Source organism: Mycobacterium sp. IDUB_17 (assembly GCF_055419465.1).
The window spans coordinates 627,594-653,794 of the sequence record NZ_JBVAXS010000004.1 but is presented as its reverse complement, the minus strand read 5'-3'; the positions used below and the strand labels follow the sequence as shown (position 1 = coordinate 653,794).

The 26,201-nt window shown below is 65.8% G+C and carries 29 protein-coding genes; 22 read left to right on the top strand and 7 right to left on the bottom strand.

Annotated elements, in window-relative coordinates:
* Nucleotides 1-12: 12 nt before the first annotated feature.
* The 17 genes from adh (at nt 13) to ACZYZ7_RS20645 (ending at nt 15,948) form a co-directional block, all read left to right on the top strand.
* A complete protein-coding gene (adh, locus tag ACZYZ7_RS20725; protein ID WP_463741694.1) occupies nt 13-1,536 on the top strand; it encodes an aldehyde dehydrogenase in 1,524 nt (507 codons plus the stop codon).
* Nucleotides 1,537-1,684: 148 nt separating this feature from the next.
* Nucleotides 1,685-2,746 carry an alcohol dehydrogenase AdhP gene (gene adhP, locus ACZYZ7_RS20720; RefSeq protein ID WP_286174681.1) on the top strand — a complete coding sequence of 354 codons (1,062 nt, stop codon included), beginning with the start codon at nt 1,685-1,687 and terminating at the stop codon, nt 2,744-2,746.
* Between the two features lie 244 nt (nt 2,747-2,990).
* Entirely contained in the window at nt 2,991-4,406 is a 1,416-nt protein-coding gene (gene eat / locus ACZYZ7_RS20715; protein ID WP_463741693.1) for an ethanolamine permease, read from the top strand.
* The gene (locus ACZYZ7_RS20710) at nt 4,403-5,818 is read left to right on the top strand and encodes an ethanolamine ammonia-lyase subunit EutB (protein WP_135452954.1); all 1,416 of its coding nucleotides are present in this window, start codon (nt 4,403-4,405) and stop codon (nt 5,816-5,818) included. The genes eat and ACZYZ7_RS20710 overlap by 4 nt, the downstream gene beginning before the upstream one ends.
* A complete protein-coding gene (gene eutC / locus ACZYZ7_RS20705) occupies nt 5,815-6,588 on the top strand; it encodes an ethanolamine ammonia-lyase subunit EutC (RefSeq protein ID WP_463741692.1) in 774 nt (257 codons plus the stop codon). The genes ACZYZ7_RS20710 and eutC overlap by 4 nt, the downstream gene beginning before the upstream one ends.
* 28 nt (nt 6,589-6,616) lie before the next feature.
* Entirely contained in the window at nt 6,617-7,912 is a 1,296-nt protein-coding gene (locus ACZYZ7_RS20700) for an HAD family hydrolase (RefSeq protein ID WP_463741691.1), read from the top strand.
* Nucleotides 7,913-8,010: 98 nt separating this feature from the next.
* On the top strand, nt 8,011-8,268 hold the full coding sequence (locus tag ACZYZ7_RS20695) for a hypothetical protein (RefSeq protein ID WP_135452957.1): 258 nt from the start codon (nt 8,011-8,013) through the stop codon (nt 8,266-8,268).
* A gap of 15 nt (nt 8,269-8,283) precedes the next feature.
* Nucleotides 8,284-8,697 (top strand): hypothetical protein, encoded by a 414-nt coding sequence (locus ACZYZ7_RS20690; RefSeq protein ID WP_135452958.1) that lies wholly within the window; start codon nt 8,284-8,286, stop codon nt 8,695-8,697.
* A gap of 10 nt (nt 8,698-8,707) precedes the next feature.
* Nucleotides 8,708-9,103 (top strand): hypothetical protein, encoded by a 396-nt coding sequence (locus ACZYZ7_RS20685; protein ID WP_450070470.1) that lies wholly within the window; start codon nt 8,708-8,710, stop codon nt 9,101-9,103.
* A gap of 249 nt (nt 9,104-9,352) precedes the next feature.
* Nucleotides 9,353-9,796, top strand: a complete 444-nt coding sequence (gene rplM / locus ACZYZ7_RS20680; protein WP_135452960.1) for a 50S ribosomal protein L13 — start codon at nt 9,353-9,355, stop codon at nt 9,794-9,796.
* A gap of 35 nt (nt 9,797-9,831) precedes the next feature.
* On the top strand, nt 9,832-10,272 hold the full coding sequence (rpsI, locus tag ACZYZ7_RS20675) for a 30S ribosomal protein S9 (protein ID WP_135459887.1): 441 nt from the start codon (nt 9,832-9,834) through the stop codon (nt 10,270-10,272).
* Between the two features lie 397 nt (nt 10,273-10,669).
* A complete protein-coding gene (locus tag ACZYZ7_RS20670) occupies nt 10,670-11,098 on the top strand; it encodes a hypothetical protein (RefSeq protein WP_463741690.1) in 429 nt (142 codons plus the stop codon).
* Nucleotides 11,099-11,254: 156 nt separating this feature from the next.
* Nucleotides 11,255-12,595, top strand: coding sequence for a phosphoglucosamine mutase (glmM, locus tag ACZYZ7_RS20665; RefSeq protein WP_135452962.1), 1,341 nt, complete (start codon nt 11,255-11,257; stop codon nt 12,593-12,595).
* A gap of 37 nt (nt 12,596-12,632) precedes the next feature.
* A complete protein-coding gene (locus ACZYZ7_RS20660) occupies nt 12,633-12,929 on the top strand; it encodes a type VII secretion target (RefSeq protein ID WP_463741689.1) in 297 nt (98 codons plus the stop codon).
* Nucleotides 12,930-12,932: 3 nt separating this feature from the next.
* Nucleotides 12,933-14,393 (top strand): hypothetical protein, encoded by a 1,461-nt coding sequence (locus ACZYZ7_RS20655; protein ID WP_463741688.1) that lies wholly within the window; start codon nt 12,933-12,935, stop codon nt 14,391-14,393.
* Nucleotides 14,394-14,518: 125 nt separating this feature from the next.
* A complete protein-coding gene (locus ACZYZ7_RS20650; RefSeq protein WP_463741687.1) occupies nt 14,519-15,658 on the top strand; it encodes a Rieske 2Fe-2S domain-containing protein in 1,140 nt (379 codons plus the stop codon).
* Complete coding sequence (locus ACZYZ7_RS20645) at nt 15,655-15,948, top strand: ferredoxin (protein ID WP_463741686.1); 294 nt, start codon at nt 15,655-15,657, stop codon at nt 15,946-15,948. The genes ACZYZ7_RS20650 and ACZYZ7_RS20645 overlap by 4 nt, the downstream gene beginning before the upstream one ends.
* Here ACZYZ7_RS20645 and pdxR read toward each other — a convergent pair.
* Nucleotides 15,941-17,362 (bottom strand): MocR-like pyridoxine biosynthesis transcription factor PdxR, encoded by a 1,422-nt coding sequence (pdxR, locus tag ACZYZ7_RS20640; protein ID WP_463741685.1) that lies wholly within the window; start codon nt 17,360-17,362, stop codon nt 15,941-15,943. The two genes, ACZYZ7_RS20645 and pdxR, sit on opposite strands and share 8 nt — an antisense overlap.
* Nucleotides 17,363-17,391: 29 nt before the next feature.
* Here pdxR and ACZYZ7_RS20635 point away from each other — a divergent pair, with 29 nt between their 5' ends.
* On the top strand, nt 17,392-17,808 hold the full coding sequence (locus ACZYZ7_RS20635) for a hypothetical protein (protein ID WP_463741684.1): 417 nt from the start codon (nt 17,392-17,394) through the stop codon (nt 17,806-17,808).
* 79 nt (nt 17,809-17,887) lie between these two features.
* A complete protein-coding gene (locus tag ACZYZ7_RS20630; protein ID WP_463741683.1) occupies nt 17,888-18,544 on the top strand; it encodes a TetR/AcrR family transcriptional regulator in 657 nt (218 codons plus the stop codon).
* Nucleotides 18,545-18,588: 44 nt separating this feature from the next.
* Here ACZYZ7_RS20630 and ACZYZ7_RS20625 read toward each other — a convergent pair whose 3' ends face one another.
* The 3 genes from ACZYZ7_RS20625 to ACZYZ7_RS20615 form a co-directional block, all read right to left on the bottom strand.
* Nucleotides 18,589-18,771, bottom strand: a complete 183-nt coding sequence (locus tag ACZYZ7_RS20625; protein ID WP_463741682.1) for a hypothetical protein — start codon at nt 18,769-18,771, stop codon at nt 18,589-18,591.
* Nucleotides 18,772-18,813: 42 nt separating this feature from the next.
* Nucleotides 18,814-19,854 carry an LLM class F420-dependent oxidoreductase gene (locus tag ACZYZ7_RS20620; protein WP_463741681.1) on the bottom strand — a complete coding sequence of 347 codons (1,041 nt, stop codon included), beginning with the start codon at nt 19,852-19,854 and terminating at the stop codon, nt 18,814-18,816.
* A gap of 233 nt (nt 19,855-20,087) precedes the next feature.
* Complete coding sequence (locus ACZYZ7_RS20615) at nt 20,088-20,324, bottom strand: ATP-binding protein (RefSeq protein ID WP_463741680.1); 237 nt, start codon at nt 20,322-20,324, stop codon at nt 20,088-20,090.
* Nucleotides 20,325-20,454: 130 nt separating this feature from the next.
* Between ACZYZ7_RS20615 and ACZYZ7_RS20610 the strand changes: the two genes are divergently transcribed.
* A complete protein-coding gene (locus ACZYZ7_RS20610) occupies nt 20,455-21,162 on the top strand; it encodes a pyridoxamine 5'-phosphate oxidase family protein (protein ID WP_463741679.1) in 708 nt (235 codons plus the stop codon).
* Nucleotides 21,163-21,292: 130 nt separating this feature from the next.
* Nucleotides 21,293-21,775 carry a hypothetical protein gene (locus ACZYZ7_RS20605; protein WP_463741678.1) on the top strand — a complete coding sequence of 161 codons (483 nt, stop codon included), beginning with the start codon at nt 21,293-21,295 and terminating at the stop codon, nt 21,773-21,775.
* A 362-nt stretch (nt 21,776-22,137) separates the two neighbouring features.
* Here the strand turns inward: ACZYZ7_RS20605 and ACZYZ7_RS20600 are convergent, their stop codons facing one another.
* Nucleotides 22,138-23,256: a sensor histidine kinase gene (locus ACZYZ7_RS20600; protein ID WP_463741677.1), complete on the bottom strand. Its 1,119-nt coding sequence runs from the start codon at nt 23,254-23,256 to the stop codon at nt 22,138-22,140.
* Nucleotides 23,253-23,909, bottom strand: coding sequence for a response regulator (locus ACZYZ7_RS20595; RefSeq protein ID WP_463741676.1), 657 nt, complete (start codon nt 23,907-23,909; stop codon nt 23,253-23,255). Before ACZYZ7_RS20595 ends, ACZYZ7_RS20600 begins: the two co-directional genes overlap by 4 nt.
* Nucleotides 23,910-24,198: 289 nt before the next feature.
* On the opposite strand from ACZYZ7_RS20595, the gene ACZYZ7_RS20590 reads away from it, so the two are divergent.
* On the top strand, nt 24,199-24,810 hold the full coding sequence (locus ACZYZ7_RS20590) for an MspA family porin (RefSeq protein WP_463741717.1): 612 nt from the start codon (nt 24,199-24,201) through the stop codon (nt 24,808-24,810).
* A gap of 196 nt (nt 24,811-25,006) precedes the next feature.
* On the opposite strand, the gene ACZYZ7_RS20585 is transcribed toward ACZYZ7_RS20590, so the two are convergent.
* A complete protein-coding gene (locus ACZYZ7_RS20585) occupies nt 25,007-26,185 on the bottom strand; it encodes a serine hydrolase domain-containing protein (RefSeq protein ID WP_463741675.1) in 1,179 nt (392 codons plus the stop codon).
* Nucleotides 26,186-26,201: the final 16 nt, after the last annotated feature.

The window sequence follows — 26,201 nt, the reverse complement described above, 5'->3', positions numbered from 1 at the left end:
CAGGAGATTGCCATGACTGTTTATGCACGTCCGGGCGCCGAAGGCGCCCTGATGTCGTTCGAGGCCCGCTACGACAACTACATCGGTGGCGAGTGGGTCGCACCCGCCGAGGGCCGCTACTTCGAGAACCCGACGCCGGTCACCGGTCAGGTGTTCTGCGAGGTGGCCCGCTCTTCTGCGGCCGACGTCGAGAAGGCGCTGGACGCCGCCCACGCCGCCGCGCCGGCATGGGGCAAGACCTCGCCGGCCGAGCGTGCCGTCGTCCTCAACAAGATCGCCGACCGGATCGAGGAGAACCTCGAATCCATCGCTCTGGCCGAGTCGTGGGACAACGGCAAGCCGATCCGCGAGACGCTGAACGCCGACATCCCGCTGGCGGTCGACCACTTCCGGTACTTCGCGGGTGTGCTGCGCGCCCAGGAAGGCTCGCTCTCGCAGATCGACGAGGACACCGTCGCCTACCACTTCCACGAGCCGCTCGGCGTGGTCGGCCAGATCATCCCCTGGAACTTCCCGATCCTCATGGCGGTGTGGAAGTTGGCCCCGGCGCTGGCCGCCGGCAACGCGGTGGTGCTCAAACCTGCTGAGCAGACCCCGGTTTCGGTGCTCTACCTGATGTCGTTGATCGGTGACCTGTTGCCCGCCGGTGTGATCAACGTCGTCAACGGCTTCGGTGTCGAGTGCGGCAAGCCGCTGGCTTCGAGCAACCGGATCGCCAAGATCGCCTTCACCGGTGAGACCACCACGGGCCGGCTGATCATGCAGTACGCCAGCCAGAACCTGATCCCGGTGACGCTCGAGCTGGGTGGCAAGAGCCCGAACATCTTCTTCTCCGATGTGTTGGCCGCTGCCGACGATTTCCAGGACAAGGCCCTGGAAGGGTTCACCATGTTCGCCCTGAACCAGGGTGAAGTGTGCACCTGCCCGTCGCGGTCGCTGATCCAGGCCGACATCTACGACGAGTTCCTCGAATTGGCCGCCATCCGCACCAAGGCGGTGCGTCAGGGTGACCCGCTGGACACCGAGACGATGATCGGCGCGCAGGCCTCCAACGATCAGCTGGAGAAGATCCTGTCCTACATCGAGATCGGGAAAACCGAAGGCGCCCAGCTGATCACCGGTGGTGAGCGGGCCGATCTGGGTGGCGACCTCAACGGCGGTTTCTATGTGGCGCCGACGATCTTCACCGGGCACAACAAGATGCGCCTGTTCCAGGAGGAGATCTTCGGTCCGGTCGTTGCGGTGACCTCGTTCAAGGACTACGACGACGCCATCTCGATCGCCAACGACACCCTCTACGGCCTGGGTGCCGGCGTGTGGAGCCGCAACGGCAACACCGCCTACCGGGCCGGCCGGGACATCAAGGCCGGCCGGGTGTGGACCAACTGCTACCACGCCTACCCCGCGCATGCGGCGTTCGGCGGCTACAAGCAGTCCGGTATCGGCCGGGAGAACCACAAGATGATGCTCGACCACTACCAGCAGACCAAGAACCTGCTGGTGAGCTACGCCAACAAGGCCCAGGGCTTCTTCTAGGCCGTCAGGTCGACGGGTCCGGCCCGGAAAGGTCGTCATGCTGCCGCGCTGGCAGCGCCGGTACGTGCCGGTGCTGCCAGCGGATCGGATAACCGAATAACAACAAAAAACGGCTGCCAGCAACACCTTTCAACGATGGGACCGACTCATGACCCAGACTCTCGACGACAGCGTCGGCGCCAACAGTGCCGGCCGGATGCGCGCGGCGGTGGTCACCGAATTCGGTGCACCGCTGCAGGTTTCCGAGCTCGACCTGCCGACGCCCGGACCGGGTGAGGCATTGGTCAAGCTGGAGACCTCCGGCGTGTGTCACACCGACCTCCATGCCGCACACGGCGATTGGCCGGTGAAGCCGAGCCCGCCGTTCGTACCGGGCCACGAAGGCTACGGCACCGTGGTGGCGCTGGGGCCCGGTGTGGCCGACCTGAAGGTCGGCGACAAGGTCGGCAACGCCTGGCTGTGGTCGGCCTGCGGTACCTGTGAGTACTGCCGCACCGGCTGGGAGACGCTGTGTGAGCAGCAGCGCAACGGCGGCTACAGCGTCGACGGCAGCTTCGGCTCCTACATGTTGGTCAACGCCGCCTACGCCGCCCGGATCCCGGACGGCGCCGACCCGGTCGAGGTGGCGCCCGTCCTGTGTGCCGGGGTGACGGTCTACAAGGGCCTGAAGGTGACCGACACCCGGCCCGGCCAATGGGTGGCGATCTCCGGGGTCGGGGGACTGGGGCACGTCGCGGTGCAGTATGCCCGCGCGATGGGTCTGCGGGTGGTCGCGATCGACATCGACGACGCCAAGCTGGAACTGGCCGGTCGCCTCGGCGCGGAGGTGACGGTGAACGCCCGGACGTCCGACGCCGTGGCCGAGGTGCAGAAAGCCACCGGCGGCGTGCACGGCGTGCTGGTGACGGCGGTCCATCCGCAGGCGTTCGGCCAGGCCATCGGGCTGGCCCGCCGCGGTGGCACGATCGTGTTCGTCGGGCTGCCGCCGGGAGACTTCCCGGCACCGATCTTCGACATCGTGCTCAAAGGGCTGACGATCCGCGGCTCGATCGTGGGTTCGCGGCAAGACATGGTGGAAGCCCTCGACTTCTACCACCGCGGCCTGATCCATCCGATCGTGGAGACAACCTCACTCGATCAGATCAACGACGTATTCGACCGGATGGAACGTGGGCAGATCGACGGTCGGATCGTCATCGACTATCGGTAGCCGATGACAGACGGACGATGGCGCGAGTGGCCGGACGGCCTCCTCGCGGCGTCGTCGTGTCGCCCTGTTTGTTAATAGCATTGGCGGACAACGTGATTCGGTCCAGCTGTGACGCTGGACAAATTTCGTCCGCAGGGTGATACTTCTTACTCAAAGGTTGGTTTACAGACCTTTAACGCGATTGGCCCGGCACGGAAGGCCGGCGTCGCCCAAGATAAAAGCGTTGCAAATGAAGGAGTTTGAAATGGCGGGTGTGGAAGAACACCTGGAGAGCGCTGACTACCTACAGAAACGTCAGCTCAAATCCGGAAGCGCGGGCTGGCTGCTGCTGGCCGGTCTGGGCGTCAGTTACGTGGTGTCGGGCGACTTTTCGGGCTGGAACTTCGGCCTCGAGCAGGGCGGCTTCGGCGGTCTGCTGATCGCCGTGGTGGTCATCGCCGCGATGTACTTCTGCATGGTGCTGGGTTTGGCCGAGCTGTCCTCGGCACTGCCCGCGGCCGGCGGCGGCTACACGTTCGCCCGTCGCGCGTTGGGCCCCTGGGGCGGTTTCGCCACCGGCACCGCGATCCTGATCGAGTACTCGATCGCGCCGGCCGCGATCGCCACCTTCATCGGCGGCTACGTCGAATCCCTTGGTCTGTTCGGCATTCACAAGGGCTGGTGGGTCTACCTGGCGGCGTTCGTCATCTTCATCGGCATCCACCTCGCCGGCGTCGGTGAGGCGTTGCGGCTGATGTTCGTCATCACCGCGATCGCGCTGCTGGGCCTGGTCATCTTCGCCGTGAGCGCCATCGGGAGCTTCGACGTCGCCAACCTGACCAACATCGCCCCCGACGCCGCCGCGGCCGGTGCTTCGAGCTTCCTGCCGCACGGCTACCTGGGCATCTGGGCGGCGATCCCGTTCGCCATCTGGTTCTTCCTGGCCGTCGAGGGCGTCCCGCTGGCCGCTGAGGAGACCGCCAACCCGGAGCGCAACGTGCCGCGCGGAATCATCGCCGCGATGACGGTCCTGATCCTCACCTGCGTCACGGTGCTGTTCCTGACCACGGGAGCCGGTGGCGTCGAAGCGATGTCGACTGTGGACGATCCGCTGGTGCAGGCCCTCGGCGGTACCGGTTTCGCCGCCAAGGCGGTCAACTACATCGGTCTGTTCGGGCTGATCGCGAGCTTCTTCTCGATCATCTACGCCTACTCGCGGCAGACCTTCGCGCTGTCGCGGGCCGGTTACCTGCCCACGAGGCTGTCGGTGACCAACAAGCGCAAGGCCCCGACGCTGGCGTTGATCGTCCCGGGTGTCGTCGCCTTCCTGCTGTCGCTGACCGGTCACGGTGATCTGATCCTGAACATGGCGGTCTTCGGTGCGGCCCTGAGCTACGTGCTGATGATGATCAGCCACATCGTGCTGCGGGTGCGCGAGCCCAACATGCCGCGGCCGTACCGCACCCCGGGCGGGATCGTCACCACGGGCTTCGCCCTGGTCATCGCGGTCGTGGCGCTGATCGCGACCTTCGTGGTCAGCCCGGTGGCCGCGGGTCTGTGCCTGGCTGTGTTCTGCGCGTTCATGCTCTACTTCGCGCTCTACAGCCGCCATCGTCTGGTGGCCAACTCGCCCGACGAGGAGTTCGCGATGCTCGCAGAAGCGGAGAGTGCCCTGAAATGAAGTACCACCAGCAGGTTTCGGGGGTGACCTACAGCTTCGACGGTCTGGTCGAGGTGATGGCCAAGGCCACCCCGCTGCGCTCCGGCGATCAGCTCGCCGGCTGCGCGGCCGAGCACGACGGTGAACGCGCCGCGGCCGCCTGGGTGCTCGCGGACCTGCCGCTGGAGGTTTTCCTCAACGAGGAACTGGTGCCCTACGACACCGACGAGGTCACCCGACTGATCATGGACAGCCATGACCGGCAAGCCTTTTCGGAGATCTCGCATCTGACCGTCGGCGGGCTCCGGGACTGGCTGATGGACACCGCGGCGCATGATCACAGCGCCGAGCGGCTGGCCGCCGTCGCACCGGGACTGACCCCGGAAATGGTTGCGGCGGTCAGCAAGATCATGCGCAACCAGGATCTGATCGCGGTGTCGGCCGCCGCGGAGGTGACCGCGGCGTTCCGGACCACCGTCGGTGCGCGCGGCACCCTGGCCACCCGGCTGCAGCCCAACCACCCGACCGATGACCCCCGCGGGATCGCCGCGGCGGTGCTCGACGGGCTGCTGCTGGGCTGCGGTGATGCGGTGATCGGGATCAACCCGGCCACCGACTCGCCGCAGGCCACCGCGGATCTGCTGTATCTGCTCGATTCGATCCGCACGCGCTACGACATTCCCGCCCAGTCCTGCGTGTTGTCCCATGTCACCACCACGATCGGGTTGGTCGAGGCCGGGGCGCCGGTGGACCTGATGTTCCAGTCCGTGGCGGGCACCGAGGGCGCCAACTCCGCATTCGGGGTGAACCTGCAGTTGCTCCGGGAGGGCAATGAGGCGGCGCGTAGTCTGCGCCGCGGAACCGTCGGCGACAACGTCATGTACCTCGAGACCGGGCAGGGCTCGGTGCTCAGTTCCGGCGCACATCTGGGTGTCGGCGGCAAGCCGGTGGATCAGCAGACGCTGGAGGCCCGTGCCTACGCGGTGGCCCGGGATCTGCAGCCGCTCCTGGTCAACACGGTTGTGGGGTTCATCGGGCCGGAGTACCTCTACGACGGCAAGCAGATCATCCGGGCGGGCCTGGAAGATCACTTCTGCGGCAAGTTGCTCGGCCTGCCGATGGGTGTCGACGTCTGCTACACCAACCACGCTGAGGCCGACCAGAACGACATGGACAACCTGCTGACGTTGTTGGCCGCGGCCGGAGTGGCCTTCGTCATTACCGTGCCGGGCGCCGACGACGTGATGCTCGGCTACCAGAGCTTGTCGTTCCATGACGTGCTGACCACCCGGCGCACCCTGGGGCTGCGGCCGGCCGCCGAGTTCGAGGCATGGCTGCGCAGCGTCGGGATGGTCGACGACTCCGGCAAGCTGACCCCGTTCGACCTGGAGCGTTCGGTGCTGCGGTCCCTGACTTCCGCGGAGACGTCATGAGTCCCAATGAGATTGCGGTTCAAGAGTTCTGGGACGAGCTGCGCAAGACCACCCAAGCCAGGATCGGGCTGGGCCGGGCCGGCAACGCACTGCCGACGCGCCGGGTGCTCGAACTGGCCGCGGCGCATGCCGCGGCCCGTGATGCCGTGCACGTGCCGTTGGACGTCGACAAACTCTCCGGCGAGGTCCGGGCGGTGGGGATCGGTGAGCCGACCGTGGTGACCAGCAAGGCCACCTCACGCGACGAGTATCTGCGCCGGCCCGATCTGGGCCGGGAACCCGCCGAGGACATGCAGGTGCCCGACACCCCGGCCGACATCGGCTTCGTCCTGGCCGACGGGTTGTCGCCGACCGCACTGGATCGTCACGGTGCGACGCTGCTGGCGGCGTTGGTTGCCGAGCTGCAGGATCGCTACACGCTGGCCCCGCCGGTGATCGCGACGCAGGCCCGCGTCGCCCTCGGTGACCATGTCGCGGCCCGGGCCCACATGCGGACGGTGCTCGTCGTGATCGGGGAGCGGCCCGGTCTGAGTGTGGCCGACAGCCTCGGCATCTACCTCACTCACCTGCCGATGCCCGGCCGTACCGACGCCGACCGCAACTGCATCTCCAACATCCACCCGCCCGACGGCCTGGGATATGCCGAAGCCGCGCGGGTGGCAGCCGGATTGGTCGACGGTGCGCTGGCGCTGGGCCGCTCCGGCGTCGACCTGAAGGACACCTCACGGACCTCGGCGCTCGGCACCCCGGGCCTCGCCGAATTGACCTAGTCGAACTCACCTGACAGGAACCCCCTTGATGACCTCACGCGCACCACTGTCCCTCCTTGTCGCTGCCGTGACGGCGGCGCTGACCGTCGCCGGGTGCGGCTCCGGCACCGAGTCGGCGCAGTCGTCGGGCACGTCCGAGATGGACCCGGCGACTCCCGCCGCCTCCTGTCGCACGCTGGCCGAGAACCCCGGTTGGTACGGCGACAACCGGGACCGGATCGACGCGATGCTCGCGGAGCTGGGGACCTGCGGGGCCAACGGCTCGGTGGCCGACGGTGCACCGCTAGCGCTGTTCGACTGGGACAACACGCTGGTCAAGAACGACATCGGCGACGCGACATTCTTCTGGATGGTGCGCAACGGCAAGGTGCGGGCACCGGCAGGCGGTGACTGGTCGACCACCAGTGAATTTCTGACCCCGCAGGCCACCGCGGCGCTGTCCAAGGCGTGCGCCGCGGCCACACCGGGCCAGCCGATGCCGACCAACACCGACCTCGGGTGTGCCGATGAACTGCTGTCGGTCTACACCGAGGCGAAGACGCGGGCGGATGAGCCGGCGTTCGCCGGGTTCAACGCCCGCCGGTTCGAACCGGCGTATGCATGGAACGCGCAGATGCTGGCCGGCTGGTCGGAGTCCGAGCTGACCGGTTTCGCCGAGGCCGCGCGCAAGGAGAACCTGGATGCGCCCGAGGGCACCGAGCAGAAGGTGGGCAGCGGCGAGGAGACCGGCTGGGTGCGCTACTACCCACAGATGCGGGATCTGGTGGAAACGTTGCGCGCCAACGGCTTCGACGTGCGAGTGATCTCGGCATCGCCGGAGCAGGTGGTCCGGGTGTGGGCGGCCGACCTCGGTTTCACCCCCGACAAGGTGATGGGGGTGCGGACCGAACTCGACGGCGGGGTGCTCACCTCGAAGATGGTGCCCTGCGGCGGCGAGACGGCCATCCCGTACATCGAGGGCAAGCGCTGCCGGGTCAATGAGGACGTTTTCGGAGTCAAGGGGCCCGCCGCGTTCGAGCAGCTGGCCGAGCCCAAGCGCGCGGCGTTCGGTGCCGGGGACTCCGACACCGACGTCACGTTCCTCACCGATGCCACCGCCCTGCGCCTGGTGCTCAACCGCAACAAGACCGAGTTGATGTGCTCGGCCTATGACAACGCCGACGGTCGCTGGTTGGTGAATCCGATGTTCATCGATCCGAAGAAGAAACAGGGCGACGCGTACGAGTGCGCGACCGAGGGCTACATCGAGCCCAGCGGTAAGGAAGCCCCGCTGCACCGTCCGGACGGAAGCGTGGTGCCCGACCAGCAGGACCGGGTGTCCTGACGCCGTGAGAATGCCGGCGTAAAGCTCGGAATTTCCCTCAGCAATTACACAGCCCGGTGACGGGGTGCCCTACAGAATTCGGGCGTCACATATGTGCCATGAGCGCAGATGAGGGGCAGTTGAAACTCAAGGGGCACAGCCGGATACAGGTAACAAGTCTGTTACTTGGCGTCGCCGCCATCTCGGCGATGGCGGCGTTCGCGTTCGGGCATCCCGAGGGATTGCCTGCGGGGCAGAGCACCCCGCTCGCCGGATCTGGTGATGCGCCGACGAATACCGTGTTCACCCAACCCGTGGTCGGCCCGATGAAACTCGGCAGCACGGTCACGGCGACCATCCCTCCGGTTGCGAAATAGGTTGTGGTGGAACGTATGTCAGCGCGCACTCGCGGAGTGGCGGTAGCCTTCGCGGCTCCGCTGGCGGCTCTCGCCATGAGCGGCGTCGCACACGCATCGTCGCCCGACGTCGTCGGCCAGAAGTACAGCGACGCATCGGGCGCTCTCAGCGGAGCCGGGTACTCACCGGTGGTGGAAACGACGGTCGGCGACCGCGAATCCTGGTCAGACTGCGTCGTCACCCGTCAACAGGACCGCACGGTGCAGCCGCCGCCCAACACCTCGGGCTCGGCGACCAAGCAGACGCTGGTGTCCCTCAACTGCGACAAGACAGTGGCATCGGCCACCGGACCTGGTAGCTCGGCGGCCAGCCCGGAGGGCCGCGCGGCGATCCAGGCTGCCCAACAGCAGGCCGCGCAGGACCAGGCGCAGGCCGAGAAGAAGCACTAGACCGGCCTCGGTGACGGCCGCCCCTCAGGGCAGGGCGGCCTCCTCTGACGGCAATGCCGCCGGGCCGGTGATGTTCGGATGCGCCTTCGCCGTCGCCATGGCCAGCGGCGCCCGTACACCCGTTGTCGTTGTGGCGCCCAATGTCATGGACGCCGAGGCCACGGTGGGGGGAGGCGGGGGCGAGTGGAAGGCCACCGGGGCGCTGTGGTCGGCCGGCGTCGCGCTCAACCACGCCAGCGTCGCCACGGCGCCTCCGCCGGCAATTGCTGCAATCCTTCGGATGCTGAAGTTCATTTCGGCAGTCACGGTGCTGAGCCCTTCGTTCCTCCAGTTGGGTGTTGTCAATGCCATCGGCCACCCCAGTGCACGCCTGGAATCTGGGAGTTGCGATGCGGCTGTGGTGTGAGTTCTCTAGGAGCGGCGTTGAACGCCGGGTGGCCTGAGGCGGGGCTTTGCGGCCCAGCCCTCGCGCGAGGCCTGCAAGGGCGTTTTGACCTGCCCCGACGCCGACCGGTAAGCTGCTCCGTTGGTGTGTGCTGCCCTTTGGGCGGTTCTCCCGGGTCAACGTCGGTCGCCGGGAGGGCTGAATGCATGCGCCGCGACCGGCACCCCGGGTCAGCCTGGGAATCAACCCGAGATAGAAGAGGTATGCGCTGTGCCTACGTACACGCCGAAGGCGGGTGACACCACGCATCAGTGGTACGTCATCGACGCCCAGGACGTGGTGCTCGGCCGGCTCGCCGTCGAAGCAGCCAAGTTGCTCCGCGGCAAGCACAAGCCGACATTCACGCCGAATGTCGATGGTGGCGATTTCGTCATCGTCATCAACGCCGAGAAGATCGCCGTCAGCGGCGACAAGCTCACCAAGAAGTTCGCTTACAGCCACTCGGGTTACCCGGGCGGTCTGCGCAAGCGCACCATCGGCCAGCTGCTGGAGAAGCACCCGACCCGCGTCGTCGAGAACGCGATCATCGGCATGTTGCCCCACACCAAGCTCGGTCGGCAGATTCAGAAGAAGCTCAAGGTCTACGCCGGTCCGGATCATCCGCACGCCGCGCAGCAGCCGGTTCCGTACGAGATCAAGCAGGTGGCCCAGTGACCGAAACGATTGAGAACGGCGACGTCGTCGAAGCCGTGACCGAAAGCGTCGAGGTGGTGGAGCAGGAGCACCGCGAGCCGGTCATCATCGACCGCCCGATCCAGACCGTCGGCCGCCGCAAGGAGGCCGTGGTGCGGGTTCGCCTGGTGCCCGGCACCGGCCAGTTCAACCTGGACGGCCGCACCCTGGAGAACTACTTCCCGAACAAGGTGCACCAGCAGCTGATCAAGGCCCCGCTGGTGACCGTCGACCGCCTCGAGCAGTTCGACATCTTCGCCCACCTCGATGGTGGCGGCCCCTCGGGCCAGGCAGGCGCCCTGCGCCTGGCGATCGCCCGTGCGCTGATCCTGGTGCAGCCGGAGGACCGGCCCGCCCTCAAGCGCGCCGGCTTCCTGACGCGTGACCCGCGTGCCATCGAGCGCAAGAAGTACGGCCTCAAGAAGGCCCGCAAGGCGCCTCAGTACAGCAAGCGCTGATCTGTCGCCTTACGGCCGAACGAACCCGCCGGGTGTGTCCTGTACACACCCGGCGGGTTTGTTTTGTGTGCCCCCGGGCCGTCGCCGGTTCGGGCGCCGCCGCTTTCTACGCCAGGGCTGTTCTCCTCGCTCTGCACGACCCTGAGGTAGAAACCGGCGTCATCGTCCGTGTGCCTGGCGACGAATTTCGGGCCGGTGACCTCGGCAGATGCTCACCTGAGGCAACTTTCTCGCAGATTCCGGTTTGAGGACCGCCGCGGAGTGGAAGACCACTGGGTGGAGAGCAGGGGGCTGCTTTGTGTCAGCAGGGTTGTGCCCGCAGGACCTTCCTGCCACCGGTAGACGTCGTACCGACGTCGGGGGACCGGATGCCGCTTTCCCACCGGAAGGAGTAATTGTGGGGAACTTCGTGAAGACGGCGACTGCGGGCGCGATGCTCGGCGGGTCGCTGCTGTTTACCGTCGGGCTGGGTATCGCGCACGCGGCGCCGAACACGGCCGGCGACGGCAAGGTGAATCTCACGCTCGGCACCGTCTCGGTTCTGGAGAATATCGACGACGCCGCAGCCGCCCAGATCGCGGCGGGGGTGTGTGAGAACACCGACACCGCATCGCTGACCACCGCCGTTCAGGGGGTCGACGCGAACGGTACCGACCATGTCGTCTGCACCAACAACCTCGGGACCATCTCGTTCAGCCAGAACGGCACCGCTGAGCTGCCGGGTAACGCCCCGCAGGGGACCGCGCCGCACAGCCTCGCGCCGACGACGGCACCCCCGATGGCGCCGGGAGGCACCCACTCGTCGTCAGGCACTGACGGCAGCTAACGATTTGTCGCCGATCCCCGCCCGCGAATCAGCCCGCGGGTGGGGACGCGGTGATGACACAGTCGAGTATCACGATGGCGTATCAATTGAGCCCCGGGATGGTCGCTGACCTCGTCGGTTGTGTTTCAGACAGCCAATTATGAGAAGTTTGAGGGCATGGGTCGACTGTTCGGCACCGATGGGGTGCGCGGAGTCGCCAATCGCGATCTGACTGCTGAACTGGCAGTTGCACTCGGTTCGGCGGCGGCACGGCGTCTCGGCAATTCGGCGGGACGCAGCCGGCGGGTCGCCGTGGTGGGTCGTGATCCGCGGGCCAGCGGCGAGATGCTGGAAGCCGCGGTGATCGCCGGTATCACCAGCGAGGGTGTCGATGTGCTTCGGGCCGGCGTGCTGCCGACACCTGCCGTGGCCTACCTGACCAGTGCGTATGACGCTGATTTCGGTGTGATGATCTCTGCGTCGCACAACCCGATGCCCGATAACGGCATCAAGATCTTCGGTCCCGGCGGGCACAAGCTCGACGACGCCGCAGAGGACCGCATCGAGGAACTCGTCAACGGTGGCCCGGGCCTGCGTCCGACGGGGGCAGGCATCGGCCGGGTACTCGACGCCGAGGACGCGATGGACCGCTACCTGCGCCACGCCGCCAAGGCCGTCACCACCCGGTTGGAAGGCCTCACCGTGGTCGTCGACTGCGCCCACGGTGCCGCCTCGACGGCCGGTCCGCGCGCCTACCGGGCCGCTGGAGCCAACGTCATCGCGATCAACGCCGAACCCAACGGGCTCAACATCAACGACGGCTGCGGATCGACCCACATGGAGGTCCTGCAGGCCGCCGTCGTCGAGCACGGCGCCGATCTGGGGCTGGCCCACGACGGCGATGCCGACCGGTGCCTGGCGGTGGACGCCGGAGGCCGGGTCATCGACGGCGACGCGATCATGGTCGTGCTCGCGCTGGCCATGCGGGAAGCCGGCGAGTTGGCCTCCGACACGTTGGTGGCCACGGTGATGAGCAATCTGGGATTGCACCTGGCCATGCGGGCGGCCGGTATCGAGGTCCGCACCACCGGTGTGGGGGACCGCTACGTGCTGGAGGAACTGCGGGCCGGCGAGTTCTCGCTCGGTGGTGAACAGTCCGGCCACATCGTGTTGCCCGGCCTGGGCACGACCGGTGACGGCATCGTCACCGGCCTGCGGCTGATGTCGCGGATGGCGCAGACCCGCACCACCTTGGCCGGCCTTGCCGAGCCGATGCGCACGCTGCCGCAGGTTCTGATCAACGTTGCGGTCGACGACAAGGCCGCGGTGGCAAAGGCACCGTCCGTGCAGTCCGCGGTCGCCCAGGCCGAGGCCGAACTCGGCGACACCGGCCGAATCCTGTTGCGGCCCTCGGGCACCGAGCAGGTGGTCCGGGTGATGGTCGAGGCCGCCGACGAGAACACGGCCCGACTGGTCGCGGTGCGGGTGGCCGAGTCGGTCAGCGGCCACTCAGCCTGAGGGAACCGAACAGCGCCCGGTTGCGTCTAAACCGGGCATGGGAGATGTAACTGCCGCGCGCGTCGACGCCGAGGCGCTTCTGCAGGTGGCACGACAATTCGGTGCTGCCGCCGAGATCATCGAGGCCGGCGCCCAGGTGCGGCTGCGGTTCGACGGCGCGACGGCCGGCCGGGTGCACACCGCGTCGGGTGAGTCGCTGCGGGCCGCGCTCGAAGCGCGGATCGCGCCACTTCTCCAGTGGGCCCGGGCGGCAGGCGAGGTTGCTGCGGTACTGCGGAACACCACTGACCGTTACCTCGCTGCAGATGCCGGCGCGGCCGCCCGGGTGGGCTGAGACGTGGCCCAAATCGGTGATGTCGCACGACGTTTGGATCAGGGGCAGCCTGCGGTCGAGACTTTTGCCGAGTTCGTGTCGGCCTGCGGCCTTGTGGGCTACCAGCATCCGGACCTCACCGCGCACGTCGGCCAGGTGCAGGACTGGTACGGCACGGAGGACGGCCTGGACCTGCGGACGCTGGACGCCGACTGCACGGCGCTGGCGGCGGTCGCGGAGTCGGCCGAACAGGCACTGCGGCTGCAGGACGATCAGCTGACCGCACTCGAGCAGGCATGGCAGGGACGCGGCGCACAGGCCGCGCGGGAGTTTCTGCACCGCCAGGGCGGCGCGGCCCAGCAGGCGGTCGCCGCCGTGCGCAGGGCCGCCGACACCCTGGCCGCACTGCATGAGCAGTTGTGGCGGGCAGTCGACACCAAGGTTGCCGTGACCGAGCGGATCGAGGCACGATGCGCGGCACAACGCCAGGACTGGTTGGCCGCGGCGCGCATCGTGCGGGCGGGGCTCGGAGATCGCGACGCAGCCAGTGAACTGATCGACGCGCAGGTGAAACCGTTTGTCGCCAACGACATCGGCGCCGACTGGGTGCCGGCGATGCGCTCGGCGACCGCCGCGGTGGCCGACGCCTACGCCGCGGCGATCGCGGCTCTCGCCGATGGCCCGGCTCCGGTGTTCGAGATACCCGGCGATCTCGGACCGTCGTTGACACCGCGGATCGGCGCGGTGGCTCTGGCGGATCCGCGGGTGGGCAGTGCCGGGTCGGTTCCCGCGGGATTCGTACCGTCGGCCGGTTCCGGCCCGACGTCGTGGACATCCCCGGCCGGCGCGGCGAGCCTGCCGCCGCCGGCCCCTCAGATGGCCTCTACGGCACCAACTCTCGCACCGCCGGCGACCGATCCGGTGACCCCTGCGATACCGCCGGCGACCAATCCCGCCGCAGCCGATCCGGCCGCCGGATGGGGCTCGCCGCCGGGTGGCGGACTGCCCGGGGCCGGGTTGTCAGGCATGGGATCCGGGGTGTCCGGCCTCGGTCAACAACTCGCCGACTTGTTCGGCGGGCTGATCGGATCAACCGCCCACGGATCGCTGGGGTCGAGCGCCGACACCTCGCTGCCCGGGCAGCTCGACACACCGGAGATCGCTGACCCGGCCGATGATGCCGATGATGCGGACAGCCTCGACGAAGCGAGCGACGAGGACGAAGACCGCGATGACGAGACCGCCGAAGATCCTGCTGAGGACACTGGCTCGGACGCGGCTGCTGATGATCAGACGGTCGAGGCGGATTCGACCGCCGTACCGGCGCCTGCCGACACCGCCGTCGAACCGCAGTCCGAACCGCGACCCGCCGCCGCGGTTGCTGCGCCCGGGGTCCCGACCCCGCCGGCCGCACAGACGGCGGCACCTGCAGGCGAGAGTCCGTGTGAGATCGCCGCCGACGAGCTACCGCAGGTCGGCGGCTAGATGTCTGCGTCAAAACGGATTTTGATCCCTGCCAGTGGGACTTTTGGCACCAGTGGGCCATCTCGGTGTTAGACCGTATTGAGACGTGAGTAACGGTCGCCGCGAAATTTCGGAGGGGGTCCCCGATGACGATGGAATCCGAGTGCGAGGTGCGCCAGATCGAAGCCGAAGCACCGCCGGGACGCTTCGCGCGGGGCTGGCACTGCCTCGGTTTGACCCGCGACCTCGGCGACGGGAAACCCCACGGAATCAACGTGTTCGGCAAGAAGCTCGTCATCTTCCGCGGCGGCGACGGCAAGATCAACGTGCTCGACGGATACTGCCGGCATATGGGCGGTGACCTGTCGCAAGGCCAGGTCAAGGGCGATGCGATCGCCTGTCCCTTCCATGACTGGCGGTGGGGCGGTGACGGTCGCTGCAAGAACGTGCCGTACGGCAGGCGCGCTCCGCGACTGGCCCGCACCGCGACCTGGACGACCCTTGAGCAGGACGGGATGCTGTTCGTCTGGAACGACCCGGAAGGCAATCCGCCGCCGGCCGACGTGACGATTCCGCGCATCGAAGGTGCCACCAGCGATCAGTGGACCGATTGGCATTGGTACACAACGGTCGTCAACGCCAACTGCCGTGAGCTCGTGGACAACGTGGTGGACATGGCGCACTTCTTCTACGTGCACGGATCACTGCCCACGCACTTCAAGAACATCTTCGAAGGCCACATCGCAACGCAGTACATGAATGCCAACACCCGTGCCGACCGCCACGATGTCGGGGGCGCGACGATGCTCGGCACCACCTCGGTGGCGTCGTACTACGGACCGGCCTTCATGATCGATGACCTGACGTACCACTACGTCGAGGCCGATCATCACAGCGTGCTGATCAATTGCCACTATCCGATCGACGCGAATTCGTTTGTCCTGCAATACGGCATCATCGTCAAGAAGGCCGAAGGGGTGTCCGACGAGCTGGCCATGCAGAGCGCCGTCGCGCTGGGAGACTGGGTCAAGATCGGTTTCGAACAAGACGTGGCGATCTGGAAAACCAAGGCCCGCATCGACAACCCGTTGCTGTGCGAGGAAGACGGGCCGGTGTACCAGCTGCGTCGATGGTACGAACAGTTCTACGTCGACGCTGCCGATGTGGCCGCCGACATGGTCGACCGGTTCGAATACGAGATCGACACCACGAGCGCCCAGCATGCCTGGACTCAGGAGATCGAAGAAAACATCGCTGCCGCCGCCACCACCCAGCCGGCACGATGACCGTCCGTCTCGACCCTCGGCTCGAAGAATTCCCGATGATGCCGGTGTCGTGTCGCAACTGCGGCGCGGTCGTCCTGGCGCGGAAGAGCAGTTGGCAGCAGACGAGCGTGCAATGGAATGCCACGGCGACCGGACTGTGCCGGCAGCGTCGCGACGCCGAGGCGCTCGCCGGCCACAGCGATCGTGGTCTGTTCCTTGGCTGCGATGCGATGGCTGCTTCGGTCGTGGTGGCCACCATCGACGGCGTGGCAGACGCGGATAGCAGGTCTGACGCCCCGTCGATCAGGTGAGGATCGACGCGAGCCGGCTGATGCTGTCGCGGATGGCGGTCTCGCCCAGTGCGCCGTATCCGATTACCAGGGCCGGCGGCGCTGAATCGGGGTCGGCCCAATTCCAGCGGGCGCCGTCCAGGCGCAGTCCCTGGTCCCGGGCGGTGGCGACGACGGTGTCCTCGTCCGAGTTGCCCGGCAGCCGAAGGCAGACGTGTAGGCCGGCGTCGATTCCCGTCGGCTGCGTCTGAGGCATCGACGCGCTGATCGCCGCGAGCATGGCATCGCGTCGCCGGCGATATATCGGGCGCACCCGCCGCAGGTGGCGAGTCAACCCGCCGGTGCCGATGAACCGGGACAGGGCCAGTTGCTCGAGCGCGGAGTTGCCCATGTCGTCGTACAGTTTTTCGGCCGCCACGGACTCCACCAGCCAGGGCGGCAGTGCCATCCAACCGAGTCGCAGGGCGGGAGTCAGCGTTTTGCTCACGCAGCCCGCATAGGCTACGTGATCCGGGTCGAGTCCCTGCAGGGCGCCGACAGGACTTCTGTCGTAACGGAATTCGGCGTCGTAGTCGTCTTCGATGATCAGCGTGTTCCGGTCGCGGGACCATTCGATCAGCGCTGCCCTGCGGTCCGCGGCGAGGACGACACCGGTCGGATACGAGTGGGCGGGAGTCACCAGCACGCCGTCGACGTCGAGTTCGGCCAATCTCGCGACCTCGAGCCCGTTCTCGTCGACCGGTACCGGCACTGCGCGCAGCCCGGCGCGTGCGATGGCGTCGCGGTGAAATCCGAAACATGGGTCCTCGACGGCAAGGGTGTGGCATCCCCGCGCCCGCAGTGCCCGGGCCAGCAGCACGATCCCCTGTGTGAGACCCGATGTGACGATCATCCGGTCGGGCGTGGTCGCAACTCCGCGTACCCGGGCCAGGTAATCGGAGAGGGCTTCGCGCAGCGGGCGAGTTCCGAGCGGGCCGGGGTAGCCGAGCTGGGCGTTGGGTACCTCGGTGAGAGCGTTGCGGTAGTGCCGCAGCCATTCGGTACGCGGAAACAATGCGGCGTCCGGCAGGCCGCCGCCCAACGGCGCGACCGGATCCCGCGCGCGACGTACGTGCGGAGATGGTTGTGGGGCAACCTGTTTGACCCTGGTTCCGGAACCTTGGCGTCCGGTCAGGTAGCCATCGGCGACCAGATGTTCGTAGGCGGCGACGACGACGCTGCGGGCCACGCCGAGCTGTGCTGCCAGCGCGCGGGACGGCGGTAGGAGTGACCCTGCCGCGAGCCGGCCCTGCTGTATTCCCACGCGGAGTTGATGTTGCAACTGCACCGCGAGCCCGTCGCGCGACGTCCGATCCAAGGCGACCAGAAGATCCGGGGGAAATCCGGCATCAGCAAAATTGGTCTGCTGAATGCCTCCACTATTGGACCCTGACATATACCAATACTAGGAGCGATCGTGATGGCATGTCTTCGATCAACAACCTCGCCTCAGCCGTCGTCCGACCGCTGATCGTCTCCTGGATGCCCGGGCCCGTCGCCGACGACGGGCCGGTCGTCGTAAGCGTGACTGAATATGCCGCGCATTCTCTGAGGCATCTGCCGGGTGTCGCCTACAACGGGATGCGGATGCGGGAAGGCTGGTATGCCATGCCGGGCGCGGTCGGGCTGTGGTTGTGGAGCCTGCCCGCTTCGGGTCTCAGCGGGTCGATCTCGGTCTGGACGAGCCGAGAAGCACTGCAACGGTTTATCGGTCTGCCGCACCACGTCGACATCATGCGCCGCTACGGAGACCGCGGCGACGTCCGGTCCACCACTTGGGAGGCCGACACGTTTGATCGGGCGGGCACCCTCGCGCGGGCCCGGGAGTGGATCGGGCAGTAGGCGCGGCGGTTGGTCGGGAGCGCGGTTGACAACTGACGTGGTCACCCCGGACCCCGTGTCTCTGCGTCAAGATGGTTCGATGAGCGCGCCCAAGACTGCCAGAACCGGACCGGGACGGCCCGCGGGCATCGACAGCGGCGACACCCGCCAACGGGTCATCGACGCCGCCTGCCACTGCTTCGCCGAGTTCGGCTACGGACCGGCCACCAACAACCAGATCGCCGAGGTGGCCGGCGTGACGGCGGGCTCGGTCTACTACCACTTCGGCACGAAAAACAAGTTGTTCGAAGCGGTTTGCGACGACGTTTACGGCAAGATCCTGGCCAGTGCCGCACCGGCGATGGCCGGGCCGCGTTCGATGCACGAACTGCTGCGTGCGGCGCTGGCCGAATCGATCCGGATCAACCGCGAGTATCCCGAACTCGCCGGTTTCGTCGCGACTGCACCGATCGACGCGCGTCGGCACCAGGAGCTGAGCGCGGGCTACGCGCGTCAGGGTGCCCGGATGACGGACGCGCTCGCGCGTTCGGTCGTCGAGGGGCAGCGGGGCGGGTTGATCTCCGCGGAGTACGACCCGGTTCAGGTGGCGCGGGTGATCGGCGCGATTGTCGACGGTTTCGCGCACGCGGCGGCTGTCACCGAACCAGAAGAGATGGACGGCGTTAATCGGCTGTTCGAATCACTGCTGCTGAATGCCGCACTCGGCAAACGTTCAGCTGCCAAGACACCTGGCTGATATCGGTCCGGCTGCCGCCCGCCCACCTCTTGAGGTTGTCTTCGTCAACCCGTTCTCAGGACGTCTGCGGTTTCCAGCCTTCGGGTATGGATCACCGGATACACCGCGGCGGCCAGCACCGACACCATCAGCGCTGTCAAGGCTGTGAGCAGCGGCGGACCCAGAACTGCCCAGTCGACCTTGATGCCGTAGTACACAGGCGATCCCAATGTCCACAGGTAGGTCATGCCGATGCCCCCGACCGTGCCGCACACGGCGAGGCCCCGGCTCTAGCTGGTGAGTGAGACGAGCTCCTCGCAGAACTTCACGGTCTCGGCGGTATCGGTGGCCAGCGGGTGCACCAGCATGGTCGTCACCCCGGCTTCGGCGTAGGCGGCGAGCCGCTCCTTGACGAATCCCTTCGGCCCGACCAGCGACACGTTGCGCACCAGGTCGTCGGGCACGGCCGCGATGGCCTCGGCCTTCTTGCCCGCCAGGAACAGGTCCTGGATGTGGTCGGCCACCTCGCCGTAGCCGTACCGGGTGGCCAGCTTGTGGTAGAAGTTCTGCCCGCGTGCGCCCATGCCACCGATATACAGCGCCAGTTGGGGTTTCGCCCAGGCGAGTCGGTCCTCGACGTCGTCGCCGATGGCCAGGCTGGCGCTGACCATGACGTCCAGTGGCCCGAGTGCCGGATCACGCTTGGCGGCCCCGGCCCGCAGGGCGTCGCCCCACACGTCGTCGGCCTTCTCCGGGAGGTAGAACACCGGTTGCCAGCCCTCGGCGATCTCGGCGGTCAGCTCGACGTTCTTGGGTCCCAGGGCCGCGATGGTGATCGGAATGCGCTCACGGACAGGGTGATTGATCAAATGCAGCGACTTGCCCAAGCCGGTGCCGCGGTCGGCGGGCAGCGGCAGCTGGTAGTACTTGCCGTCGTAATCCAGGTTCTCGCGGCGCCACACCTTGCGGCAGATCTCGACCACCTCACGGGTGCGGCCCAGCGGCGCGTCGAACGGTACGCCGTGGAAGCCTTCCATGACCTGCGGGCCGGAGGTGCCGATGCCGAGGCGGAACCGGCCGTCGGACACGTAGTCGACACCGGCCGCGCTCATGGCCATCAGGGCCGGCGTGCGGGTGTAGATCGGCACCACGCCGGTGCCGAGCTCCATGGTGGAGGTCTTGGCGGCCAGGTAGCCGAGCTGGCTGATCGCATCGTAGGAGTACGCCTCGGCGACCAGGGCGATGTCGATGCCCACCTTCTCCAGTTCGACGACTTGGTCGGCAGCCTCTTTGAAGCCGCCTGCATAACTCAGGAAGATGCCAGTGCGCATCGCAGGAGTGTAGCAACCCAACTGGTTGGTTGGGTCGTTGACTGGCACTTGTGGATCGGGATGAAGGGCCGTCGCGGTTGATGGCGGCGCGATGATTCACAAGCCGCCGCGCGATGGTTCAAATGATCATTTCAGCGGTTCTCACGTCCGTCTCGTCGATCAGATGGTTCTCAGCGCTGCGAGAGACGATTTCCGGGACCACCCGGGGCATCTCGCCTGTGACCACTGAGATGTCAGTTCGACGTAGCAGCAGGAAGTGTCACTTGCAGCCGTGCTCCGCCGGTGGGCGCGTCGCAGACCTCCACGGTGCCGGCATGTGCGCGGGCAATCTCGGCGACGATCGCCAAACCGAGTCCGGTGCCGCCGGCTGCGCGGGTGCGTGCATCGTCTAGGCGAAGAAACCGGTCGAACACACGCGTTCTCTGATCGGTTGGTATGCCGGGGCCGTCGTCGTCGACGTTCAGGCACACCTACCCGGACGATTCGCAGACGGTGAGCGTGACCGATTCCCGCGCGTGCCGCGCGGCGTTGTCTACGAGGTTTTGCAGCAGTCGGGTGAGTTGTATGGCCGAGCCCGCGATCTGAGCATTGGTGGCTGCGATGGCCACTGCTGATATTGACGGCCGAACCGACTGTTCGCCACGAGGCGACTACCCAGGATTCGTCAAGGTCCTCGACGAGCACACGCTGGCGATTCCGGACCGCCCCGGCAACAAGCTTGCCGACTCGTTGACCAACCTCGCCGGCAACGACGGTGTCGGGTTGTTGTTCGTTATACCGGGCATGCGAGGGGCGCTGCGCATCAACGCAAGTGGATACGTCACAGTCGACCAGAGCGTGCTGGTTCGAATGCGCACCGAAGCCAAGCAACCCGCTCTGGCGATTATCGTCGACGTTGTAGAGGCATACTTCCACTGTGGACGCGCTTTGATCCGTTCCCGGCCTGAGAAGCAATCTTTCGCCGTCACCGCAAGCCATTCCGCGTACTTGTTGGGTTCGGCGGCGATCACGAGTTCGTTTGGACGCTTGCCCAAGCACTACCCCGCTGCGCCGATGCGGCACTCTATCGCTGCGGTGACGACCTCGGATCAACGAGGCGAGCACCGCCAACGTGATCCTGCTGGCCCACTTTTCAACCTTCACTTGCATCGTCGGCGCGGGCCGGCCGACTGGCTGGGCGCTGTGGCCGAGTGGCGGGTTCTCATTGGGCCAAAACCGCGAGATCCTTGGCGGCATAACCGGTCAACCGTGGAGGGGATCGTGACGCCATGTGCCGTTTCCGTCGCGTCCAGCTGCTATCCGCGCTAACCCATCCACCAGCGCAGCCATGATAGGGGAGAAGATAGTGGTAGGCAGGCACGAAGTGCGGCGTTCAAACGTTGGCCGATTCGGCACGGGAGTTGCTTCGAGGAGAGGCATCGTCTACCGGGAGTCTAGCTTGCAAGACTGGCTGACAGCCGTTGTCTCGGTGTATGTGAAGGCTCTCATTGGTGTCGGTCTCGCTCTCGTGGTGGTATTCGCGAGTCCGCCTGTTGCACAGGCGGAGCTAGCACAGCAAATGATCGTCGTCAGCGCGCCGTCCGCAACTTCCACGACTGCCAGCCTTACTGCATATGAGCGCGCAGGTGAGGACTGGAGAACGGTGCTCGGTCCGACACCGGCGCAGCTCGGTGAACTCGGCGTGGGAGCGCCCCAGGACGACGTCTTTCGCACGCCCGTGGGCACCTTCCTCCTCGGGCAGGCTTTTGGGCGTGAACCCAACCCGGGCACACAAATGCCGTATTTCCAAGCGACCGAGGAGGACTGGTGGGACGAGGACGTCGACTCGCCGGCCTACAACACGCACGTCCACGCTGCCACGATCAACTCAGATGCTCATTCTTCTTGCCCACCAACGGTCCCGGACGCATCTGCTGGCTGAGCACGACGCATTCGGCCCACGGGAGCTTGTCGCCTACTGTAGTGCTGACGATCAGGTGAGGCCAGCTTGCTCCAACTGTTCTTTTGCGTCGGCGTAGGTCTGGCCCGATGAATCGGGAGTTGAGTCGGCAGCTGCAGTGGGTGCACACCCGAGCATCCGCCCAGGGTTATTCCGGTGAATACTGCTGCGGCAGTGAGTATTTTGATCATCAAGCGGCCTCCGCGGTTTGTGGTGTCGCGGTGCGATCATGCAATGTGGTGAAGGTACAGGGCTATCGGTCGCGTGGCTATTGGCCGCAGTCGGCTCGCCTGTTCAGCCAACCAACCGGCTGGCTGATGAGGTCAATGGACTGCCAAAATCACTTACGCCTGTAGAGGCAATTCGATGGACAGTTGGAATCCTCCGACCGCCGTGTTGCCGGTGTATAGCGAGCCGCCGAGAAGCTCTGCGCGTTCTCGTAAACCAAGTAGTCCGTTGTGATCGCTGGGTAAGGGATGGGCTGCTCGCGTGGATGTGGAGTTGGTCAGCGTAAGTCGGACCGCTCGCGCCTCGACGTGCAGCTGCAAGGTTGCTGTGGCTCCGGGCGCATGTTTCGCGATGTTCGTCAAACCCTCTTGCGCCGTGCGGTAGATGGCGCGCTGCACGGCGGCAGGTAGCTTTGACGTATCTACTGGGTCGTCGGACGTTGTCTCGATCGTCGTGATGATCCCCGATGCTGCCACCAGCGCGGGCAGATCCTCGATACCGCATTGTGGGGCGAGTGCGGCGGGGCCACTGCCTGATGCACGCAACACCGCAACCATAATGCGAAGCTCATCGAGGGTCTGCACGCTCAGCATTCGGATTACCCGTGCCTTATGCGCACTGGCGTCGTCGCTGGCCGTCACCTGAAGAGCGCCGGCCTGCACCGCGATCAGGCTGACCTGGTGCGATACCACATCGTGCATCTCCCTGGCCAGGTCGGCACGCTCGCGGGCCAACGCTTTGTCTATCAACAGTTCCTGCTCGTGACGGCGGGCCTGGTCGATTTCGGTGAGCTTGGTGGCCAAGTCGCCGCGGGTTCGCACGAGCAGGCCGAGGAGGACCGGGGCGCCGGCGAACATGATCGCGTATATCGCGTCGAGTACCGCACTGGCCTTCGACTCGGGCGTGTGCCAGTAGCCGGTGTAGAAAGCAAATACCGTAATGGCGCAGAGAACCAGCCGCACGCGGGCCGGGCGTAGCTCGGCGACGGTGTAGAGCGCAATCAGGGAGGGCAGGACCGCAGAACCGACCTCGAGTGATGGAAGCGTGGCAAGAAGCGCGAGGTAGGGCGCGCGGCGCCGAACGCACACTGCGGCCACCGCGATAACGGCAAGGGCAGTGTCCCGATGCGTCAACTCGTCGCTGGTGATCTCAAATACCGCATCAACGGTCGCCAGCGTGATCAGCGCTGCGTCCAGCAAATGGCTGCGGACCAGAGCGGTCATGCGCTTCGTCACGGCGTGGCTCCGTTGTCGAGCGCGCCTGCTCGCTGAGCAGTGATCGCCGCCTCCACTCGCGTTTTCACCCCCAGTTTCGCAAGGATTGAGCTGACCTGATCTTTGACGGTGCCGACACTCGAATACAACGCAGCGGCGATCTCACCATTGGAACGGCCTTGTGCAAGCAGCCGCAGCACCTGCGTCTCACGGTCACTCAGCGACTGAATCCGCGATTTGGCGGCCAGATCCACTCGGTCGTCGAGGTAGCCCGAAATAACCTTGCGGCTGACGGTGTTGGACAACACCAGCCCTCCGGCCGCCAACGTGCGCACGATATGGGGAAGCTGCACTGGATCGGTGTCTTTGAGCAGAAATCCGCAGGCGCCGAGCCGAAGCGCTGAGGCAACGTATTCATCGATGTCGAACGTGGTGAGCATGGCTACCGCTGGCGGTGAGGGCAACTGTTGTATCTCGGCCAACACTGCGAGGCCGTCTTTGCCGGGCATGCGCACATCGAGCAGGACCACGTCGGGTTGGCGTGCGCGGATCACCTCGGTGGCATGCGCACCGTCAGCCGTGGCGACCACGGCGATATCGTCGGCGGCGGACAAGATGAGCTCGAACCCAGACCGAATGAGTGCTTCGTCATCAACGATGACCACAGATGGCATGTTCTGACGGTAGCTAATCGTACCCATGAGGCAACCAATTCGTTTCGAGTGTGGTCCTGTGGCAATCCGAAACGGTCGCCTGCCCGCTCCTCCCGAACGAGCCAGTTGGTTTCGCCGCGATACCTCCGCCCGCATACCAGTTCGTGGAAAGGATCTCGCTGAGATGCAGCCAATTGGCTGGTGGATATCACCGATTGGCTGATAGCGCATAGGCGCGGACGGCGGCAACGATCGTCCGGTGAGTACACACCCGCGGGTTTCTCGGATCGCATGCAGGCTAACGGTCGTGATGACGGCAGTGGCCGCGATGCTGGCGCACCCCGCGTCGTCTCACGCAAGCTTGGACAACCAACTGTCGCTAGTCGACGGCAAGGATCGCACCTTGACGGTCCAACAATGGGACACTTTCCTCAATGGCGTTGCGCCTCTAGACCGCAACCGACTGACCCGCGAGTGGTACCACTCCGGCCGGGCCAAGTACCTCGTTGCAGGACCTGGCGCCGACGACTTCACCGGCACCTTGGAATTGGGCTATCAGATCGGCTTCCCTTGGTCGCTGGGCGTTGCCATCAAGTTCAGTTACACAACTCCGAACATCTTGCTCGACGATGCGAACATCAATCCGTTGAGCACCGGGTTCAACCCGCTGGGTAAAGTCATCACACCGAATTTGTTCCCGGGTGTGTCGATCGCCGCTGACCTGGGCAATGGCCCCGGCATTCAGGAAGTTGCGACCTTTAGCGTTGATGCCACCGGTCCTTCGGGTGGCGTAGCGGTCTCGAACGCGCACGGGACCGTCACGGGTGCGGCTGGCGGTGTGCTGCTGCGGCCGTTCGCCCGACTCGTCTCAAAGGACGGAGACAGCGTCACCACCTACGGTGAGCCATGGAACATGCAGTAGTCGCTCTCAATAGCGAACGAGCCGAGAAATTGCATCGAAGCGATTGACGCGTACCTGCTCGACCCGTTGCGGCCGTGGGCATATCGAGTTGACATATTAGTAGCAACGCGCTCACATCGGTACTTTGGCGGTCGGTCGACTGGAAGGGCCCCAGCACGGGCGACCTCCTGGATTCGCCTGACGGGTAGTGCAAGTCCTACCCTGCGCACTTCGCGCCGGTGATGAGGTCGGCGGTAATCGCACTCCTGAACGCATCTACTTCTGGTGTTGCATCGGTGTTCATCAGTACGGCGACGGCGTGGTGCTGATCTTGGGTCAGCACCACCATGTTGGTGGCGCCGGTATCGACGCCAGAATGGCCGATGAGAGCTGTTCCGTCGATCGTCTCTTCGGTCCAGCCGAGACCCTGATAGTGCGCGATGGATGGCTCGACCTGCCGGCGCAGCATTGCGGTCACGGCGCGTGGCGACAAGATTGCCGACCCGTCGCCACCTTGCATGGCGCGCAGCGACGTCGCAAGATCGTCCACCGAGCAGCGAAGCATTCCAGCGGGAACATCTCGATACCCTTCCTGCGGTAGCTCGACGAATTTGCCCTTGTCGAGGGCGTATGGCTTCGCAAGCACATCCGGTGCGAAATCCTTGAGGTACCAATGGGCATCGTGGATTCCGAGGGGGTTGAGCATGTGATGGTGGACGTACGACGAGAAGGGCTGTTCACTGACGCGCTCGACCACGTGGCCTGCCAACGCTATGGCGACGTTGCTGTAGGACCATTGGGTCCCCGGCTTCGCGCGGAGAAACGTGCCGGTAGGCGAATAGGTGACTCCATCTTCTGGCAGATAGTCACGCAAGAAGCTCGACAGGCTTTGTGTGGGATCTCCAGCTCCGGTTGTCTCGTACTGCTCCTCGTACCCGTCGTCGGAAATACTGGATGTGTGGGTGAGTAACTGGCGCGGGGTGATCGGGTCGCGTGGATGATGAGGGTTTCTCACGGAGAAGTCGATGAATTCGTTGACGTTGCTGTCCAGATTGTGGCCGCGCTCGTCGAACAACTGCACTAGGGCCGTGGCGGTGAACAGCTTGCTGACCGAGGCGAGATGCATGGGTGTGTCGACGGTCAATCGCCGGCCCTGATGCACGTCGGCGAAGCCAAATGCTGCCGAGTAGCGCGCGGTCGCGTCGTTGGGCACGATGGCCACCGCTACTCCGGCCACACCCGCTTGCTTCATGCGGGCCGATACGCCGGCTTCGAAATCACGGCGCCAGTCATCGAATGACCGGTTCGGCTGTTTGATGGTGCATGCCGACAAAGCTGCGGGGACGAGGAGCCCGGCCGGTAGCATTTTGAACATCGAGCGTCGCGTGAGATTCATGATCGAACATTCCTCG

What these genes read in the sequence shown, in the direction of transcription:
- ACZYZ7_RS20595 (WP_463741676.1), bottom strand. Translation starts at nt 23,909, where the DNA reads ATGCCATCTGTGGTCATCGTTGATGACGAAGCACTCATTCGGTCTGGG.
- ACZYZ7_RS20635 (WP_463741684.1), top strand. Translation starts at nt 17,392, where the DNA reads ATGTCTTCGATCAACAACCTCGCCTCAGCCGTCGTCCGACCGCTGATC.
- ACZYZ7_RS20700 (WP_463741691.1), top strand. Translation starts at nt 6,617, where the DNA reads ATGACCTCACGCGCACCACTGTCCCTCCTTGTCGCTGCCGTGACGGCG.
- pdxR (WP_463741685.1), bottom strand. Translation starts at nt 17,362, where the DNA reads ATGTCAGGGTCCAATAGTGGAGGCATTCAGCAGACCAATTTTGCTGAT.
- ACZYZ7_RS20710 (WP_135452954.1), top strand. Translation starts at nt 4,403, where the DNA reads ATGAAGTACCACCAGCAGGTTTCGGGGGTGACCTACAGCTTCGACGGT.
- ACZYZ7_RS20695 (WP_135452957.1), top strand. Translation starts at nt 8,011, where the DNA reads ATGAGCGCAGATGAGGGGCAGTTGAAACTCAAGGGGCACAGCCGGATA.
- ACZYZ7_RS20650 (WP_463741687.1), top strand. Translation starts at nt 14,519, where the DNA reads ATGACGATGGAATCCGAGTGCGAGGTGCGCCAGATCGAAGCCGAAGCA.
- ACZYZ7_RS20660 (WP_463741689.1), top strand. Translation starts at nt 12,633, where the DNA reads ATGGGAGATGTAACTGCCGCGCGCGTCGACGCCGAGGCGCTTCTGCAG.
- ACZYZ7_RS20590 (WP_463741717.1), top strand. Translation starts at nt 24,199, where the DNA reads ATGACGGCAGTGGCCGCGATGCTGGCGCACCCCGCGTCGTCTCACGCA.
- adh (WP_463741694.1), top strand. Translation starts at nt 13, where the DNA reads ATGACTGTTTATGCACGTCCGGGCGCCGAAGGCGCCCTGATGTCGTTC.
- ACZYZ7_RS20645 (WP_463741686.1), top strand. Translation starts at nt 15,655, where the DNA reads ATGACCGTCCGTCTCGACCCTCGGCTCGAAGAATTCCCGATGATGCCG.
- ACZYZ7_RS20620 (WP_463741681.1), bottom strand. Translation starts at nt 19,854, where the DNA reads ATGCGCACTGGCATCTTCCTGAGTTATGCAGGCGGCTTCAAAGAGGCT.
- ACZYZ7_RS20585 (WP_463741675.1), bottom strand. Translation starts at nt 26,185, where the DNA reads ATGAATCTCACGCGACGCTCGATGTTCAAAATGCTACCGGCCGGGCTC.
- adhP (WP_286174681.1), top strand. Translation starts at nt 1,685, where the DNA reads ATGACCCAGACTCTCGACGACAGCGTCGGCGCCAACAGTGCCGGCCGG.
- eat (WP_463741693.1), top strand. Translation starts at nt 2,991, where the DNA reads ATGGCGGGTGTGGAAGAACACCTGGAGAGCGCTGACTACCTACAGAAA.
- ACZYZ7_RS20690 (WP_135452958.1), top strand. Translation starts at nt 8,284, where the DNA reads ATGTCAGCGCGCACTCGCGGAGTGGCGGTAGCCTTCGCGGCTCCGCTG.
- ACZYZ7_RS20610 (WP_463741679.1), top strand. Translation starts at nt 20,455, where the DNA reads ATGGCCACTGCTGATATTGACGGCCGAACCGACTGTTCGCCACGAGGC.
- glmM (WP_135452962.1), top strand. Translation starts at nt 11,255, where the DNA reads ATGGGTCGACTGTTCGGCACCGATGGGGTGCGCGGAGTCGCCAATCGC.
- ACZYZ7_RS20625 (WP_463741682.1), bottom strand. Translation starts at nt 18,771, where the DNA reads ATGACCTACCTGTGGACATTGGGATCGCCTGTGTACTACGGCATCAAG.
- eutC (WP_463741692.1), top strand. Translation starts at nt 5,815, where the DNA reads ATGAGTCCCAATGAGATTGCGGTTCAAGAGTTCTGGGACGAGCTGCGC.
- ACZYZ7_RS20630 (WP_463741683.1), top strand. Translation starts at nt 17,888, where the DNA reads ATGAGCGCGCCCAAGACTGCCAGAACCGGACCGGGACGGCCCGCGGGC.